The 14,337-nt window shown below is 63.6% G+C and carries 15 protein-coding genes; 8 read left to right on the top strand and 7 right to left on the bottom strand.

Features of this window, described 5'->3' with window-relative positions; genetic code table 11:
• Positions 1-8: 8 nt before the first annotated feature.
• From V8J83_RS11180 to V8J83_RS11165, 4 genes are all read left to right on the top strand, one after another.
• Positions 9-947 (top strand): AEC family transporter, encoded by a 939-nt coding sequence (locus tag V8J83_RS11180; protein WP_339986385.1) that lies wholly within the window; start codon positions 9-11, stop codon positions 945-947.
• 65 nt (positions 948-1,012) lie between these two features.
• The gene (gene fghA / locus V8J83_RS11175) at positions 1,013-1,846 is read left to right on the top strand and encodes an S-formylglutathione hydrolase (protein WP_339986384.1); all 834 of its coding nucleotides are present in this window, start codon (positions 1,013-1,015) and stop codon (positions 1,844-1,846) included.
• A complete protein-coding gene (locus V8J83_RS11170) occupies positions 1,846-2,469 on the top strand; it encodes an HAD family hydrolase (RefSeq protein WP_339986383.1) in 624 nt (207 codons plus the stop codon). Before fghA ends, V8J83_RS11170 begins: the two co-directional genes overlap by 1 nt.
• Positions 2,466-3,374: an ornithine cyclodeaminase family protein gene (locus tag V8J83_RS11165; protein WP_339986382.1), complete on the top strand. Its 909-nt coding sequence runs from the start codon at positions 2,466-2,468 to the stop codon at positions 3,372-3,374. Before V8J83_RS11170 ends, V8J83_RS11165 begins: the two co-directional genes overlap by 4 nt.
• Here V8J83_RS11165 and V8J83_RS11160 read toward each other — a convergent pair.
• On the bottom strand, positions 3,371-4,618 hold the full coding sequence (locus V8J83_RS11160) for an MFS transporter (RefSeq protein WP_339986381.1): 1,248 nt from the start codon (positions 4,616-4,618) through the stop codon (positions 3,371-3,373). The genes V8J83_RS11165 and V8J83_RS11160 overlap by 4 nt on opposite strands.
• 145 nt (positions 4,619-4,763) lie before the next feature.
• On the opposite strand from V8J83_RS11160, the gene zapE reads away from it, so the two are divergent.
• On the top strand, positions 4,764-5,846 hold the full coding sequence (gene zapE, locus V8J83_RS11155; RefSeq protein WP_339986380.1) for a cell division protein ZapE: 1,083 nt from the start codon (positions 4,764-4,766) through the stop codon (positions 5,844-5,846).
• A 124-nt stretch (positions 5,847-5,970) separates the two neighbouring features.
• The gene (locus V8J83_RS11150) at positions 5,971-6,492 is read left to right on the top strand and encodes an ASCH domain-containing protein (protein WP_339986379.1); all 522 of its coding nucleotides are present in this window, start codon (positions 5,971-5,973) and stop codon (positions 6,490-6,492) included.
• 60 nt (positions 6,493-6,552) lie between these two features.
• Here V8J83_RS11150 and V8J83_RS11145 read toward each other — a convergent pair whose 3' ends face one another.
• The 6 genes from V8J83_RS11145 to V8J83_RS11120 all read right to left on the bottom strand — a co-directional run bounded on the left by V8J83_RS11145 (position 6,553) and on the right by V8J83_RS11120 (position 11,578).
• Positions 6,553-6,939, bottom strand: a complete 387-nt coding sequence (locus tag V8J83_RS11145; RefSeq protein WP_339986378.1) for a c-type cytochrome — start codon at positions 6,937-6,939, stop codon at positions 6,553-6,555.
• Between the two features lie 69 nt (positions 6,940-7,008).
• On the bottom strand, positions 7,009-7,653 hold the full coding sequence (locus tag V8J83_RS11140) for a CatA-like O-acetyltransferase (protein WP_339986377.1): 645 nt from the start codon (positions 7,651-7,653) through the stop codon (positions 7,009-7,011).
• On the bottom strand, positions 7,653-8,162 hold the full coding sequence (locus tag V8J83_RS11135; protein ID WP_339986376.1) for a hypothetical protein: 510 nt from the start codon (positions 8,160-8,162) through the stop codon (positions 7,653-7,655). The genes V8J83_RS11140 and V8J83_RS11135 overlap by 1 nt, the downstream gene beginning before the upstream one ends.
• A 31-nt stretch (positions 8,163-8,193) precedes the next feature.
• The gene (locus V8J83_RS11130; protein WP_339986375.1) at positions 8,194-9,462 is read right to left on the bottom strand and encodes a bifunctional folylpolyglutamate synthase/dihydrofolate synthase; all 1,269 of its coding nucleotides are present in this window, start codon (positions 9,460-9,462) and stop codon (positions 8,194-8,196) included.
• A 101-nt stretch (positions 9,463-9,563) separates the two neighbouring features.
• Positions 9,564-10,547: an acetyl-CoA carboxylase, carboxyltransferase subunit beta gene (gene accD / locus V8J83_RS11125; RefSeq protein ID WP_339986374.1), complete on the bottom strand. Its 984-nt coding sequence runs from the start codon at positions 10,545-10,547 to the stop codon at positions 9,564-9,566.
• A gap of 128 nt (positions 10,548-10,675) precedes the next feature.
• Positions 10,676-11,578 (bottom strand): CPBP family intramembrane glutamic endopeptidase, encoded by a 903-nt coding sequence (locus V8J83_RS11120; protein ID WP_339986372.1) that lies wholly within the window; start codon positions 11,576-11,578, stop codon positions 10,676-10,678.
• 231 nt (positions 11,579-11,809) lie between these two features.
• Between V8J83_RS11120 and ilvD the strand changes: the two genes are divergently transcribed.
• A complete protein-coding gene (gene ilvD, locus V8J83_RS11115) occupies positions 11,810-13,573 on the top strand; it encodes a dihydroxy-acid dehydratase (protein ID WP_339986371.1) in 1,764 nt (587 codons plus the stop codon).
• Complete coding sequence (locus V8J83_RS11110; RefSeq protein WP_339986370.1) at positions 13,560-14,303, top strand: hypothetical protein; 744 nt, start codon at positions 13,560-13,562, stop codon at positions 14,301-14,303. Before ilvD ends, V8J83_RS11110 begins: the two co-directional genes overlap by 14 nt.
• Positions 14,304-14,337: the final 34 nt, after the last annotated feature.

Here is a 14,337-nt window from a genome sequence, read left to right as displayed (position 1 = left end):
GCTGGGATATGGTGGACATCTTCCTGAAAACCCTACCGTTCTTCGCGCTTATTGCATTGGGGTTTCAGGCCTGTCGCACGGGCTTCTTCACGTCCGAGGCCGCCGCATACCTGACCAAGTTCGTCTTTTATTTCGCCTTGTCCGCAATGCTGTTCCGGTTTGCCGCGAACCTGTCGCTGGCGGACATCTTCGATTGGCAATTCGTGGGCGCCTACCTTTCGGGCTGCATCGTGGTCTACCTTCTTGCCACGCTCGTCGCGATGATCCGCAAACGTCCCGTCACCGAGGCCGCGTTCGAGGCGCAATGCGCCATCATCGGCAATGTCGGATTCCTTGGCATCCCCATGCTGGTCGTGCTCTTGGGAGAGGCCGCCGCAGGACCCGTTATCTTGGTTCTGTCAGTCGATCTGATCGTCTTTTCCAGTTTGATCGTGATCATCGTCACCGGAAGTCGCGATGGGCGGATGTCGCTTGGCGTTTTGCGCACTGTCGGGATCGGCCTTCTGAAAAACCCGATGATCGTGTCGATTGTCCTTGGACTGTCGTGGTCGGCGACCGGGTGGGATGTGCCCGGTCCGGTCAATGAATTCCTTGCTATCCTGGGCGCAGCCGCGACGCCGGGCGCATTGTTCGCGATTGGCGCATCCCTTGCCGGCAAATCGGCCGAGCGGATGTCGGTCGCCGGTTGGCTGACATTCTGCAAGCTGGTCCTGCACCCCGCCGCGGTGGCGGTTGCAGCGCTTTTTCTGTTTGACGTGCCCGATTACGACGCGGGTGTGATGATTGCGGCTGCCGCGCTCCCGGTTGCGGGCAATGTCTACATTCTTGCGCAGCATTACGGTGTCGCACCACAACGGGTTTCAGCCACGATCCTGATCTCTACGGCGCTGTCGATCCTTACCGTGTCGGCCGTGATCGCATGGCTGTCCCCGTTGACCGGCACGTAGGCGTTGCACGCGGCCCTGCCCGCGCGTTAGGCAAGGGAAAAACAACCAGCGGGGGACCCGGGCGAATGGAAACGATTTCCGAAAACAAGGCATTCGGTGGTACGCAAGGCGTCTACCGGCATGCCTCCACCGCAACGTCATGCAACATGACCTTCGGGTTGTTTGTCCCCGAAGAAGCGCAGTTCGGCCCCGTACCGGTGCTATGGTATTTGTCCGGCCTGACCTGCACCCATGAAAACGCCATGAGCAAAGCCGGCGCGCAAGGGTGGGCGGCGGAGCAAGGCATCGCTCTGATCTATCCCGATACCTCGCCGCGTGGCGACGGCGTGGCGGATGACGACGCCTATGATCTGGGCCTGGGCGCGGGCTTCTACGTGAACGCGACGGAGGCCCCCTGGGCGTCGCATTACCGGATGTGGGATTACATAACCGAGGACCTGCCGAACCTCGTCTTCGAACATTTCGCCCTCGATCCCGCGCGACAGGCGATCACCGGCCATTCCATGGGCGGGCACGGCGCGCTGACCATTGCCATGCGGCATCCGGGCCGCTTTGCTTCCGTTTCGGCCTTCGCGCCGATCTGCAACCCGACCGAAAGCGATTGGGGCCGCAAGCAACTTGGGGCCTATCTTGGCTCGGATGAGACGACCTGGGCCGCGCATGATGCAACGCTTCTCATGCAAAGCAACGGCTTTGACGGGCCGATCCTGATCGACACGGGCACCGACGACCAATTCGGCGATCTGCTCAAGACCGAAGCCTTGGCCCATGCCGCCGCCGCCCGTCGGCAGCAGATGACGCTCCGGATGCAACCCGGCTACGATCATTCGTATTTCTTCGTGTCCAGCTTCATGGAAGAGCACATCAGCTTTCACGCCGACGCATTGTATTCCGTCTGATGCCCGTTGACGCCGTCGTATTCGACATCGGCAATGTGCTGATCGAATGGCAGCCCGAGCGCCACTATGACCGCGTGATCGGCGAAAACCGCCGTCGCGCCATGTTCGACGCCATCGATCTGCACGCGATGAATGACCGGGTCGACCGGGGCGAACACTTTGAAACGGTGGTGCGCGAGACCGCCACCGCCTACCCCGAGTGGCACGATGAAATCCTGCTGTGGCACGACGAGTGGCTGGAAATGGCGCGACCAGAGATCCCGCATTCCGTCGCACTTCTGCGCGCGCTGCGCCGTCGCGAGGTGCCGGTGTTTGCCCTGTCAAATTTCGGGATCGAGACGTTCGAAATCGCCAAACCGGTCTATCCGTTTCTATCGGAATTCGACCGGTCCTTCATTTCCGGGCATATGGGCGTGACCAAGCCGGATGCAAAGATCTACGCCATGGTTGAGGCGGATTGTGGCTTGGCCCCTGAAAGCCTGCTTTTCACCGACGACCGCGGGGATAATATCGACGCGGCGATGGCGCGGGGCTGGCAGACGCATCTTTTCGACGGCCCGCGCGGCTTGATGAACAGGCTGGTCTCGGAAGGCCTGTTGAATGCAGAGGAGGCAGGGGTATGACGCTGATCATCGGACCGGAGGCTGAGGACAAGCTCGACTGGATCGCGCTGAGCGACGCCATTGAGGCGGGTCACCGCATGCCCCGCGCCGAGATCGGGGATACGTTCCTGTATCGCGGTGACGACACACTCCTGAGCCGTGCGGCATGGATCGACGGGCTGGGACAGCTGGTGAAGACGGCGACGATCTTTCCCGGCAACACGGCGTCCGGCAAGCCTGCGATCCACGGCGGTGTTTGCCTGTTCTCGGACATCGACGGCACGCTTGAGGCGATCATCGACTTCCACCTTCTGACCAAATGGAAGACTGCGGGCGATAGCCTTCTCGCGGCCCGAAAACTCGCCAGACCCAACAGCAAAAAGATCCTGCTAATCGGCGCAGGCAGCGTCGCGCGTTCCCTGCGGCAGGCCTATGCCGCCGTGTTTCGGGACGCGGAATTCACCATCTGGAACCGCACTTTGGCAAACCTGGCCGAGCTTCATGCCGACTATCCCGACATGGAGATCGCCCACGATCTCGAAGAAGCGGTCGCCACGGCGGACATCATCGGCTCGGGCACGATGACGACAAGGCCGATCCTAAAGGGCAAATGGCTGCAACCGGGCCAACATATTGATCTGATTGGTGCTTATCGGCCCGACATGCGCGAAGCCGATGATGATTGCCTGCGCCGCGCCCGGGTGTTCGTGGACAGTCGCGAGACAACTTTCGGCCATATCGGTGAGTTGAAAATTCCCTTGGAGGAAGGGGTATTTTTCGAATCCGATGTGGTAGGAGACTTCTATGATATGGCGCTGTTCGAACGCACGTCGGATCATGAGATCACGCTTTGCAAGAACGGCGGCGGCGCGCATCTCGACCTGATGGTGGCGCGCTACATTCTGCAGTCGGTCAAAAGCGGTTAAGCCGCTTGCGGCGTGCGCTGACCCAAAGGGATTTCCTTGATCGGCAGATGCACGACTGCGCTCAGCGCGCCGACACCCACGCCAACCCACCATACGACCGTGTAATTGCCATATAAATCATACATGAATCCGCCAAGCCAAACGCCCACGAAGCTGCCCAATTGGTGACTGAAGAAGACAATCCCATAGAGCGTGCCCATGTGGCGCAGGCCATAGATTTGACCGACGAGCCCTGAGGTCAGCGGCACCGTCGCGAGCCAAAGCGATCCCATAATCACCGAGAACACGATGACCGAGGTCGGTGTGATCGGCAGAAGGATGAAGGCCGACGCCGCGATGGTGCGACCCGTATAGATCAGCGCCAACAGGTTCTTCTTTGACCGGGTCTTGCCGAGATAGGCCGCGTAGAGCGTGCCGCCGATGTTGGCCAAACCGATCAGCGCAATCGCAATTGCGCCAAGCGCAGAGGTCGTCGTGACGCCCATTGTGTGCAAGACACCGCCGGGCGCGATGGGGCCGCAATACTCGGTGATGAACGCTGGGAAATGCGCCGTGATGAAGGCCAGTTGGTAGCCGCAGGAAAAGAACCCGATGAAGATCAGCGTGAAAGACGGGTCGCGAAAAGCCTTTCCAAGGATCTGTCCCAGGCTCTCTTCCAGCTCGGGCGCGTCGGGCCGTTCGGGTGCCTTGAGCAACGGCAGGAACAGAAGCGACGCAAAGATCAGTCCCGCGAAGATCAGGAACACAGTCTGCCATGGGAACGCGCCCAAGAGCGCCTCGGCCAACGGAGGACCGAAGACCTGCCCGGCAGAGCCTGCGGCGGTCACGATGCCAAGGGTGAGAGAGCGATTTTCGTCGGAGGCTGCGCGGGCCACCATGGCGAGGATCACCCCAAAGCCCGTGCCCGCTATCCCGAAGCCCACGAGAACCTCAAGGAACTGATGCTGCCCGGGGGTGATGGCATAGGCCGAAAACACCAGACCGGTCACATAAAGCGCCACACCGAGCATGATCGCCTTGCGGTCGCCCACCTTGTCGGCAATCGCCCCGAAAAACGGCTGCCCGATGCCCCAAGCCAGGTTCTGGATTGCGATGGCCATGGAAAATTCGGCCCGGAGCCAGCCGAATTCATCCGCAATCGGGATCTGGAACAGCCCGAAACTCGACCGGATCGCGAAGCTGATCAGGATGATGGCACAACCGCCGATCAAGACGGGCGTCATTAGGCGATCTGTGCGATCCATGCGGGTGTCCCTTCCCAAAGTCCGGCCACCTTGGCGGCGCGCGGGGCTGGGGTCAAATCAGAGGTTCTGGTGTCATCGGTCAATTATCGTGATGATGTTGTTTTCCATGGGCAAACCGCCGCGCTTTGCCTAAAACACCCACGCCATGTCACAGCATCTGACCGCCCTCTATGACACCCGCGTTGCCGAAGGCCTGTTGCGGCCCGACCCGGCACAACGGCAGGTCATGGCCCTTCTGGAACAGGCCCGCGAGCGGTTGGAAGCGCCGGAGCGCAAAGGGTTCCTCGCCCGGTTTCGCAAGGCCGAACCGATGGGCCAGCAGGGCCTTTACCTGTGGGGCGGCGTGGGGCGCGGCAAGTCGATGCTGATGGACCTGTTCTTTCAGCACGTCGCGATCCCGGGCAAACGGCGCGTGCATTTTCACGCCTTCATGCAAGAGGTTCAGGCCGCTTTGCACGAGGTCCGCAAGACCGGGGTGGACGACGCGATCAAACCCGTGGCGGCCAAGATCGCCGACGGGCTGAAGCTTTTGTGTTTCGACGAAATGCAGATCACCGATATCGCCGACGCGATGATCGTGGGCCGCCTGTTCGAACATCTGTTTGAAGCGGGGGTGGTGATTGTCACGACCTCGAACCGGCACCCGAAAGACCTCTACAAGAACGGGCTCAACCGTCAGGTGTTTGTGCCCTTCATCGACCTTTTGCAGGACAGGCTTGCCGTCCATGAACTGGCCGCCGACACGGATTACCGGCAGGATCGACTGGCCGGGGAGCGGGTGTGGTTCACGCCCGCCGATGCCGCCGCCAAGACGGCCATCGACCTGATCTGGTCGGACCTGACGGGGGGGCGCGAAGAGCCCTTGGTATTGGAGGTGAAAGGGCGCGCGGTGACGATCCCGCGCTTCTGGGCGGGACAGGCGCGGGCCACCTTCGCGGCGCTGTGCGGCACGGCGTTGGGACCTGCGGATTACCTTGCCCTTGTGGGGGCGGCAAAGATCCTTGTGCTGGAGGATATCCCGGTGATGGGGCCCGCGAATGCCAACGAGGCGAAGCGGTTCGTGACCCTGATCGACGCGCTGTACGAGGGCCATGTGCAGCTCGTCGCAAGCGCCGCAGCCGAGCCGGAAGCGCTTTACACGAAGGGCACCGGCGCGTTTGAATTCGAACGCACCGCGAGCCGCCTGCGCGAGATGCAGGGGGCCGAGTGGGTCACCGCATCACATTAGAAAAATTAACTGACTCTCCGAATTGAGCCCCGCCCATATGCGCATATCCGCGCGCCCGGGCGCGCGGATATGCGTCCAGTTGAGCGGATTTTGCCAGGCCTAAATCCGCCCCTATCTCTGGTTTATGACAGGTGCCCTGCCCTCCGTTGCGCTTTCCGTGCGCCAGCCATCCGCTTGGGCAATCCTCCATGGCGGCAAGGATGTGGAAAACCGTTCGCTCGGGTCGATCCGCGCCGGGCGGATGAAACCGGGGCGTATCGCGATACACGCCGCCATTGGAATGAAGCAGGCGGAATACGACTACCTCGTCTGGCGGTGGGCGCGTGATGGCGTATCCGTGCCGCGCCCCGATGCGCTGCCACGGCGCGCTATCATCGGGACGGTCGAGGTGGTGGAGATCCTTACCGAAAGCGATAGCGCGTGGTTCGGGGGGGAGGCGGGGCTGCTTTTGCGGGATCCGAAACCGTGCGCACCGATCCCGGCGGCCGGCGCCTTGGGGTATTTCCACTGGGAGCCAAGCGGCGGTCTGGCCGAACCATTGCCATGGATGCGGGATTGGGGCGGCCCCGCAGGCGGCCTGTTCGGGGATCTGCCCGTTCAATTTGCGCAGACGCCGGAGAAGCCGTTTGGACGAAAGACGAAATAGCCCGCGGACGCCTAAAGCGTCCGATCTTTGATCTGAGCTATCGGCGAAAGGCCGGACGCTTTAGCGTTGCACCGAGCGCAGATACTCGGACAGGGCGATGAGGTCGGCGGGGACCGGTGTTCCGATGCCGTCCTCCAGCTCCACCACCACAAGCGGGCCAAGATCATCGGCGCCGAATTCGGGCATGATGGTGCCACGGCTTTGGTGATACGCGGGGCCGTAGATGGTGGCGAGTGTGTCGAGCTGCGGGAAGGTGCCGCCGTTGCGTTGCGACAGGAGGGTGAGGTCGGGGCCGATGTCGCCCCTGGCGTCGGACCCATGGCAGGCAGCACAATTCTCGGCGAAGAACGTGGCGCCCCGGGTCACGCTGACGCGGTCATCGAGGCTTGGCGTGCAGCCAGCGAGCAGGATCGCGGTGCCGAGGAGGAGAGGCTTGGCGTAGGTCATTCTGACGGCTCCCTATGTCCGGATGCAGGCAGTGTAGCGCACAGAGCCGCCAAAGGGGAGTGATCCAGATCAGGTCGCGCGGATCACCGGCAGTGTATCGAGCCCGGTTTGCACGGCGGCGAAATACGCACCGACATGGGCCCCGTCGGCCAGCGCGTGGTGGACTTCGGCGGTCATTGGCATGGAAAAGCGCCCGCCGGATTGCGAGATCTTGCCCCAGCCGATGCGGGGGATGCAGTCGTCGGGGCCTGGCATGGCATTGCTGAGCGCGGTGTAGTCGAGCCAGGGCATGCAGGAGAGGTAGGCGACGTCATCGCGCTCGCCGGAATTCGCGGATAGCTCAGTGCGGGTGGCGGCCGCGGTGATAAGGGTGTGTGCCGCGGCGTCGAAGGTGGCGAAGTCGGGGTCATACGGGACGTAGGCGTAGGTGAAGCTGCCAGCGGTCGTGGGCACGGTCATCGACAGATCGACGGAATCGTGGCGGATGACATCGTCCCCCCGGAACCGCATCAGCAATTCGGGCACGGCATGCAGGCCCGCGCCGATGGCATAGAGGCAGGCGCGATAGGGGGAGGTGCCGTTGGGCTTGGCCTGTGTCATCAGGTGGGTGACGTCGAGGCGGGAGGTGACGGCGAAATGCGGGCGCGTGTAGCCACGGAAGAAATGGAATTGCGCGGCCCGAGGCCAGGTGGCGAGGTCGACCGGGTGTTCCATCAGCTGGTGGGCACGGTGGTTTCGCAGATCAGCGTGACATCCATGGGCTGCGCGAAGAGGGGGGTGTTGGGGTCGATGGAGCTGTCCTCGACCCAGGTGTTGTCGATGCAAACGTCCTGGGCGTAGTTGCCGCCGTTGAAGCCGAAGCCGCCCGCCGCGCCGCAATTGTTGACCTGCCCGTTGGCATTCCATTCCTGGTAGGAGTTTTGCGCGCGGATGCCGCCGGTGGGAAATTGCAGGGAATTGGTGTCGAAGCGCAGGGTCCAGGAGGTCTGCGGCGTGCGTTGGTGGAGCGTCCAGGAGCCGATGGCGACGCCATCGAGAAAGCCGATGATCTGAAAATCGGTGACGTCGGCTTCGGTGATGATGCCGGTGTTCTGCAGCGCGTCGGGATATTCGATCAGGCCTTCCATCGTGTAGCCGTTCGCGCCGGTCCAGCAGAATTGCAGCTGCACGGCATGGACGGGGGTGGCGACGACGAAGGCGAGGATTGGGAGGGCGAGGCGCATGGGGGATACGTGGGCTTTGCGTTGGGTAGGGTCAACCGTTGGTCTTGAGGATCTCACCGGCCAGATAGAGCGAGCCGCAGATCAGGATGCGGGCTTCTGGTGTGTGCGACACGATCGCGGTCAGCGCCGCTTCGACGCTTTCGGCGGTGGTTGCGGAAAGGCCCGCCTCGGACGCAGCGCGGGCGGTATCGGAAGCGCTGAGTGTGGCGGTCTGGCCGGGGATGGAGACGGCGGTAAGGTTTGCAGCGTGGCGCGCGAGCGGGGCCATGTAGCCGGTAACATCCTTGGTGTTGAGCATGCCGCAGATCAGATAGGTGGGCCGACTTGGCAGGGTGTCGAGCGTGGCAGAGATGGCGCGGGCAGCGTGAGGGTTGTGGCCACCGTCGAGCCAGAGTTCGGCGCCAGGGGCGGTATCGACCAGCGGGCCCCGGCGCAGGCGCTGCATCCGGGCGGGCCAGGTGGCATCGCGCATGGCGGCCTCGGGATCCCCACGGCCCAAGGCCCGCAGGGCGGCGATGGCGGTGCCCGCATTCTGAATCTGATGCGGGCCGGCCAGCGCTGGGAGCGGCAGGTCGAGAAGGCCGGTTTCATCCTGAAAGATCAGGCGCTCGCGTTCGCTGCTGACGTGCCAATGCTGACCATGAGCGAGGATCGGGGCGGAAAGGCCGCGGGCGCGATCCTCAATCACTTCAAGCGCTTCGTCCTTTTGCGGGCCAATCACGACGGGCACGCGGGGCTTGAGAATACCGGCCTTTTCGCGCGCGATGGCGGCCAGCGTGTCGCCAAGGAACTGCTGATGATCGAGGTCGACGGGGGTGATCACGGTGAGCGCGGGCGTGTCCACGACATTGGTCGCATCGACGCGCCCGCCAAGCCCGACCTCCAGCAGGGTGTAATCGGCGGGGGTATCGGCGAAGGCCTTTAACGCGGCGGCGGTGGTAATCTCGAAATAGGTGATGGTTTCAGGGCCGTTCGCGGCAAGGCAGGTGTCGAGCAGGTCCGAAAGGTGGTCCTCGTCGATCAGGTCTCCTCGCAGCCTTATCCGCTCGTGGAAGCGGGCGAGATGAGGCGAGGTATAGGCATGCGTGGCAAGGTTCGCGCCTTCCAGGCCCGCGCGGATCATGGCGAGGGTGGAGCCTTTGCCATTGGTGCCCGCGATGTGGATGACGGGGGGCAGTTTGGTTTGCGGCGCGCCCAGGGCGGTGAGGATGCGGTGCATCCGGTCCAGCGTCAGATCGATGATCTTGGGATGAAGTGTCATCATCCGGTCGAGAAGGGCGTCGGAGCGGGGCTGTGTCATGGGTGGGGCCTTACGGATCGGGCCGAAGCGCGGGGCGCGAGTGCGGATGCCTCCGGCGGAGGTATTTGGAAAGCAAAGAGCGGCGGGTTCCGCGCAGGGCGTCAGGCGCGGTCGCTGTCGGTTCCGGTTTTGGTGGTCGGGGCTTCGACTCCCGTCTCATCCTGCGCGTCAGATGCCTGCGGGGCCGCAGCCTCTGGTGCGGGAGCGGGCGCCGGCAGGTCGCCTTTCACGGGCGGAGTCTGGCCCATCAGCATGCGGGTGATGGAGATCAGCTCATCGCGCATTTCGGCGCGCGGTGTGACGCGGTCAAGCATGCCGTGATCGAGCAGGTATTCAGAGCGCTGGAACCCGTCGGGCAGAGTTTCACGGATCGTCTGTTCGATGACGCGGGGGCCTGCAAAGCAGATCAGCGCGTTGGGCTCGGCGATCTGGATGTCCCCCAGCATGGCGTAGGAAGCGGTGACACCGCCGGTTGTGGGGTGGGTCAGAACGACGATGTAGGGCAGCCCGGCCTCTTTCAGAAGCTGCACGGCAACGGTGGTGCGCGGCATTTGCATCAGGCTCAGGATGCCTTCCTGCATCCGCGCGCCACCGGCGGCGGAGAACAGGATCAACGGGCGCTTGAGCGCGACGGCGCGTTCGGCGGCGGCAATTATGGCGTTGCCGACATACATGCCCATGGAGCCGCCCATGAAGCTGAAGTCCTGCGCGGCGGCGACGATGGGGGTGCGCCCGATCTCGCCTTCGGCGACCAGCATCGCCTCGGCCTCGGCGGTTTGGGCGCGGGCGGCCTTCATGCGGTCGGGGTAGCGTTTCTGATCGCGGAATTTCAACGGATCGGCGAGCGGTTCGGGGACGTCAATCTCGGTGAAGATGCCGTTGTCGAAGAGCGCTTCGAACCGGGCGCGCGGGGTCAGCGCCATGTGGTGCCCGCAATTGGTGCAGACGTTGAGGTTATCGCTGAGCTCGCGGTGGAACAGCATCGTGCCGCATTCGGAGCATTTGGACCACAGGTTCTCGGGCGTCTCGCGGCGCGAGAAGATCGAGTTGATCCGGGGACGGACGTAATTGGTGATCCAGTTCATTGACGCCTCGGCCGCATGTTGTGAGCTTCGGGATCAGATATTGTGCGCTGCGCGGAATTGCAAATGCCGCCGCGTTTGGTGTGTGGCATCTGAGGGTGCACGTCAGCGGTCGCGGCGGAGGCCGCGCGTCAGGGGATACGCGTGACCACGGTGCGGATGATCAGCCAGGTCACGAGCGTGGTGCCCATATCGAGCAGGATCAGGGGCCGGATTTCGGGCGAGGCGGCATCGAGCGTGGCGGTGTAGAGCGCCAGGCCGGAGAGTGGACCGTCAAGCGACACGATCAGGATCGCCACGACATTGTTGGCGAAGTGGAAGCCCCAGGCCGCGCCGATGGAGCCGGTCTTGGCGGTCAGGTCGGCGGCGAGCAGGCCGAAGAGCGTGGCGGCGGCGACCACGTAGATCGCGTTGTCGCCCATCATCGCGGGCTGCCAGTGCAGCGCCCCGAAGAGCACCGAAGGCAGGACCATCCAGACGATGGCCGAGCGGAAGCGGGCGGCGAGTTGTTGTTGGATATAGCCGCGGAACAGGATCTCCTCGGCGCCGGTTTGCAGCAGGACGCCGACGAGGGCCAGCGGCAGGAACGACAGCCAGATCGTAGGCGAAGTGCCGGCGGTCAGGTCGGTGCTGGACGACAGGAAGAACGACAGCGCATAGGCCAGCGCGCAGACGACCATGGCCACGAGGAAGTGGCGCAGCGTGCGCGGGATGGCGCCGAACAGGGTGCGCATCTGGCGTTTGTGGAGCAGTGTGACGGCCAGCATCGGGCCGAGGGCCATGCCGAGGAATGTCGCCAGAAGCAGGAGCGTTCCGGTGGGCCCGAGCGGGACACCGAGTTCGAGGTTGGTGAGGAATTCGGTGAGATATTGTGGCCCGGCGATCACTGCGACCAGCATCACAATGCCAATCAGGCCAAGGGCATAGCAGGCCACAACGGTGATCATGCCAAGGATCAGGCGCCAGATTTGCGGCCTGGCGCGTGCGGGGTCGACGAAGTGGTCGTAGGGGCTTCCGGGGGCGAGGTACTGCATCGGGCCTGCCATTATCGTTGGTGTTTGAGCGCCTCTATAGAGACGGGATTGTGCGCCGACAATCGCGGTTCGCGCGAGAATGCCGACGGTCTGTGCACGGGATGGAAACAATGCGGGGAGTGATGGGGTGTTTGGAGCACGCAAAGCAAGGGTGAGTTGTCTCTCTTGCCCCGGTGGGCGGGCCGCTTTATCCCCGTTCCAAACAGCGCAAAGCCATCGGGGAGAGACGCCATGCTGCAAAACCGGCCAGACAAATCCAAACTGCCGAGCCGCCATGTGACAGAGGGCCCGGAGCGAGCGCCGCATCGGTCGTATTTCTACGCAATGGATCTGACGGAAGAGCAAATCGCGCAGCCTTTCGTCGGCGTTGCGACCTGTTGGAACGAGGCGGCGCCGTGCAACATCGCGCTCAACTGGCAGGCGCAGTCGGCCAAGGCGGGGGTTCTGTCGGCCAATGGCACGCCGCGAGAGTTCACCACGATCACCGTGACCGACGGGATTGCGATGGGTCACGAGGGAATGCGGTCGTCGCTGGCGAGCCGCGATGCGATCACGGATACAGTCGAACTGACGATGCGCGGACATTGCTACGACGCGTTGGTCGGGCTTGCCGGCTGCGACAAATCCCTGCCGGGGATGATGATGGCGATGGTGCGGCTCAACGTGCCGTCGGTGTTCATGTACGGCGGTACGATCCTGCCGGGCAAGGCACCGGAGGGCGCCGATGTGCCCGCGGAATACGCCAATCGCGACCTGACGGTGCAGGATATGTTCGAGGCCGTTGGAAAGTATCAGTCGGGCGAATTGAGCGATGCCGCCCTTGCCGTTCTGGAACGCGTGGCCTGCCCGAGCGCGGGGGCCTGCGGCGGGCAGTTCACCGCGAACACGATGGCCTGCGTGTCAGAGGCGATTGGCCTGGCGCTGCTGAATTCCAGCGGCATGCCCGCACCGTATGAAGGGCGTCGGGAATATGGCGAGGCCTCGGGCCGCGCGGTGATGACCCTTCTGGAAAAGAACATCCGCGCGCGCGATGTGGTGACGCGCAAATCGCTGGAAAACGCGGCGCGTGTCGTGGCCTGTACGGGCGGGTCGACGAACGCGGGCCTGCACCTGCCCGCGATTGCCCATGAGGCGGGGATTGATTTCGACCTCTTCGACGTGTGCGACATCTTCAAGGACACCCCCTATTTCGTGGATATGAAACCGGGCGGCCAATACGTGGCGAAGGACCTTTACGAGGTCGGCGGCGTGCCGGTTGTGATGAAGGAGCTGCTGAAAGAGGGGCTGCTGCATGGCGATTGCCTGACGGCTTCGGGCGAGACGATGGAAGAAGCGCTCGACAAGATCGAGGGTGAGCCGGACGGGCGGGTGGTCCACACGGTGCAGAACCCGATCACCGCCACCGGCGGCGTGGTTGGCCTCAAAGGCAACCTCGCGCCAGAGGGCGCAATCGTAAAGGTCGCGGGCATGAGCGAGGAGCAGCAGGTCTTCTCCGGGCCCGCACGCGTTTTCGAATGCGAGGAAGACGCCTTTGCCGCCGTAAAGGCCCGGCAATACGAGGCGGGCGAGGTCCTCGTGATCCGCAACGAAGGGCCAAAGGGTGGCCCCGGCATGCGCGAAATGCTGGCGACGACCGCGGCGTTGTCCGGGCAGGGCATGGGCAAGAAGGTCGCCCTGATAACCGATGGCCGGTTCTCGGGCGCAACACGCGGGTTCTGCGTCGGTCACGCCGGGCCGGAAGCCGCCGTAGGCGGGCCGATCGGCCTTTTGGAAAATGGTGATGTGATCACCATCAACGCGATCACGGGCGAGCTTTCGGTGGCCCTGTCGGATGAAGCCTTGGCAGAGCGTCGGTCGAATTGGAAAGGCCCGCGCGAGACGATCTATGCCTCGGGCGCGTTGTGGAAATACGCGCAGCTGGTCGGCGAGGCGCGGTATGGCGCGGTGACACATCCCGGGGCGGCGAAGGAAAAGCACGTCTATGCGGATCTTTGAGACGCTGGGTTTTCGGGGGCTTTTTCGGGGGCTGGTCCTCGGGCTTACAGCCCTCCTCGCAGGATGTGTGAGCCTTGGGGGCGGCGGCGACGCGGCCCCCCGCGCGGCTCAGGTGACGGCGGATGCGGTCACGATCACCGGGCCGGAGGGCTTTTGCGTTGATCCGGACCTGACCCGCAACGACGGCGATACGGGCTTTGTCCTGCTGGGCAATTGCGCGGCGATTTCCGGACGCGCGCGCGCGCCGCAGCCCGATATCCAGGCGGTTCTGACGGCGACGGTGGCCGCACGGTCGGAGCCGGGCGGCGGATTGACCGGAGCGCTGGACGAACTGGACGGCTTTTTCCGGTCGGACGCGGGCCAGGCCCTGCTGAGCCGCAGTGGCGAGGCCGAAAGCATCACCATTCTGGAGACCCGCGTCGCGGCGGACATGTTTCTTTTGCACGCGCGCGACTCCAGCCCGGCTGCGGTTGTGGGCGTCGCGCAGGATTACTGGCGCGCCTACCTTGATCTTGGCCCACGGCTTGCGACGTTGTCGGTTCTGGCGCTGGCCGATCAGGATGTGAGCGATGAGCAGGCGCTACTGACGTTGGTGACTTTCGCCGATGCCGTGGCGCAGGCCAATACCGGGCTAACCGGCGGTGCCATCGCGGCAGACCTGCCACAGGCCGGGGCCCAAGGCGGCGGGACCCTCTTTCAAGGCGGGCTGTTTCAGCGGATATTCCGGTAACCGTCTGCCAAGAGAACTCTGCTACGATCAGGGC

The organism is Gymnodinialimonas ulvae (genome assembly GCF_037543845.1).
Taxonomy (GTDB): domain Bacteria; phylum Pseudomonadota; class Alphaproteobacteria; order Rhodobacterales; family Rhodobacteraceae; genus Gymnodinialimonas; species Gymnodinialimonas ulvae.
Note: the sequence above shows the minus strand (reverse complement) of the source record. Positions and strands in the feature narration are given on the sequence as shown.

Coding starts and splice junctions, on each gene's coding strand:
- V8J83_RS11135 (WP_339986376.1), bottom strand. CDS start 8,162: ATGCGCCTCGCCCTCCCAATCCTCGCCTTCGTCGTCGCCACCCCCGTC.
- V8J83_RS11110 (WP_339986370.1), top strand. CDS start 13,560: ATGCGGATCTTTGAGACGCTGGGTTTTCGGGGGCTTTTTCGGGGGCTG.
- V8J83_RS11165 (WP_339986382.1), top strand. CDS start 2,466: ATGACGCTGATCATCGGACCGGAGGCTGAGGACAAGCTCGACTGGATC.
- V8J83_RS11170 (WP_339986383.1), top strand. CDS start 1,846: ATGCCCGTTGACGCCGTCGTATTCGACATCGGCAATGTGCTGATCGAA.
- V8J83_RS11160 (WP_339986381.1), bottom strand. CDS start 4,618: ATGGATCGCACAGATCGCCTAATGACGCCCGTCTTGATCGGCGGTTGT.
- V8J83_RS11150 (WP_339986379.1), top strand. CDS start 5,971: ATGACAGGTGCCCTGCCCTCCGTTGCGCTTTCCGTGCGCCAGCCATCC.
- accD (WP_339986374.1), bottom strand. CDS start 10,547: ATGAACTGGATCACCAATTACGTCCGTCCCCGGATCAACTCGATCTTC.
- ilvD (WP_339986371.1), top strand. CDS start 11,810: ATGCTGCAAAACCGGCCAGACAAATCCAAACTGCCGAGCCGCCATGTG.
- V8J83_RS11180 (WP_339986385.1), top strand. CDS start 9: ATGGTGGACATCTTCCTGAAAACCCTACCGTTCTTCGCGCTTATTGCA.
- fghA (WP_339986384.1), top strand. CDS start 1,013: ATGGAAACGATTTCCGAAAACAAGGCATTCGGTGGTACGCAAGGCGTC.
- V8J83_RS11145 (WP_339986378.1), bottom strand. CDS start 6,939: ATGACCTACGCCAAGCCTCTCCTCCTCGGCACCGCGATCCTGCTCGCT.
- V8J83_RS11140 (WP_339986377.1), bottom strand. CDS start 7,653: ATGGAACACCCGGTCGACCTCGCCACCTGGCCTCGGGCCGCGCAATTC.
- V8J83_RS11130 (WP_339986375.1), bottom strand. CDS start 9,462: ATGACACAGCCCCGCTCCGACGCCCTTCTCGACCGGATGATGACACTT.
- zapE (WP_339986380.1), top strand. CDS start 4,764: ATGTCACAGCATCTGACCGCCCTCTATGACACCCGCGTTGCCGAAGGC.
- V8J83_RS11120 (WP_339986372.1), bottom strand. CDS start 11,578: ATGCAGTACCTCGCCCCCGGAAGCCCCTACGACCACTTCGTCGACCCC.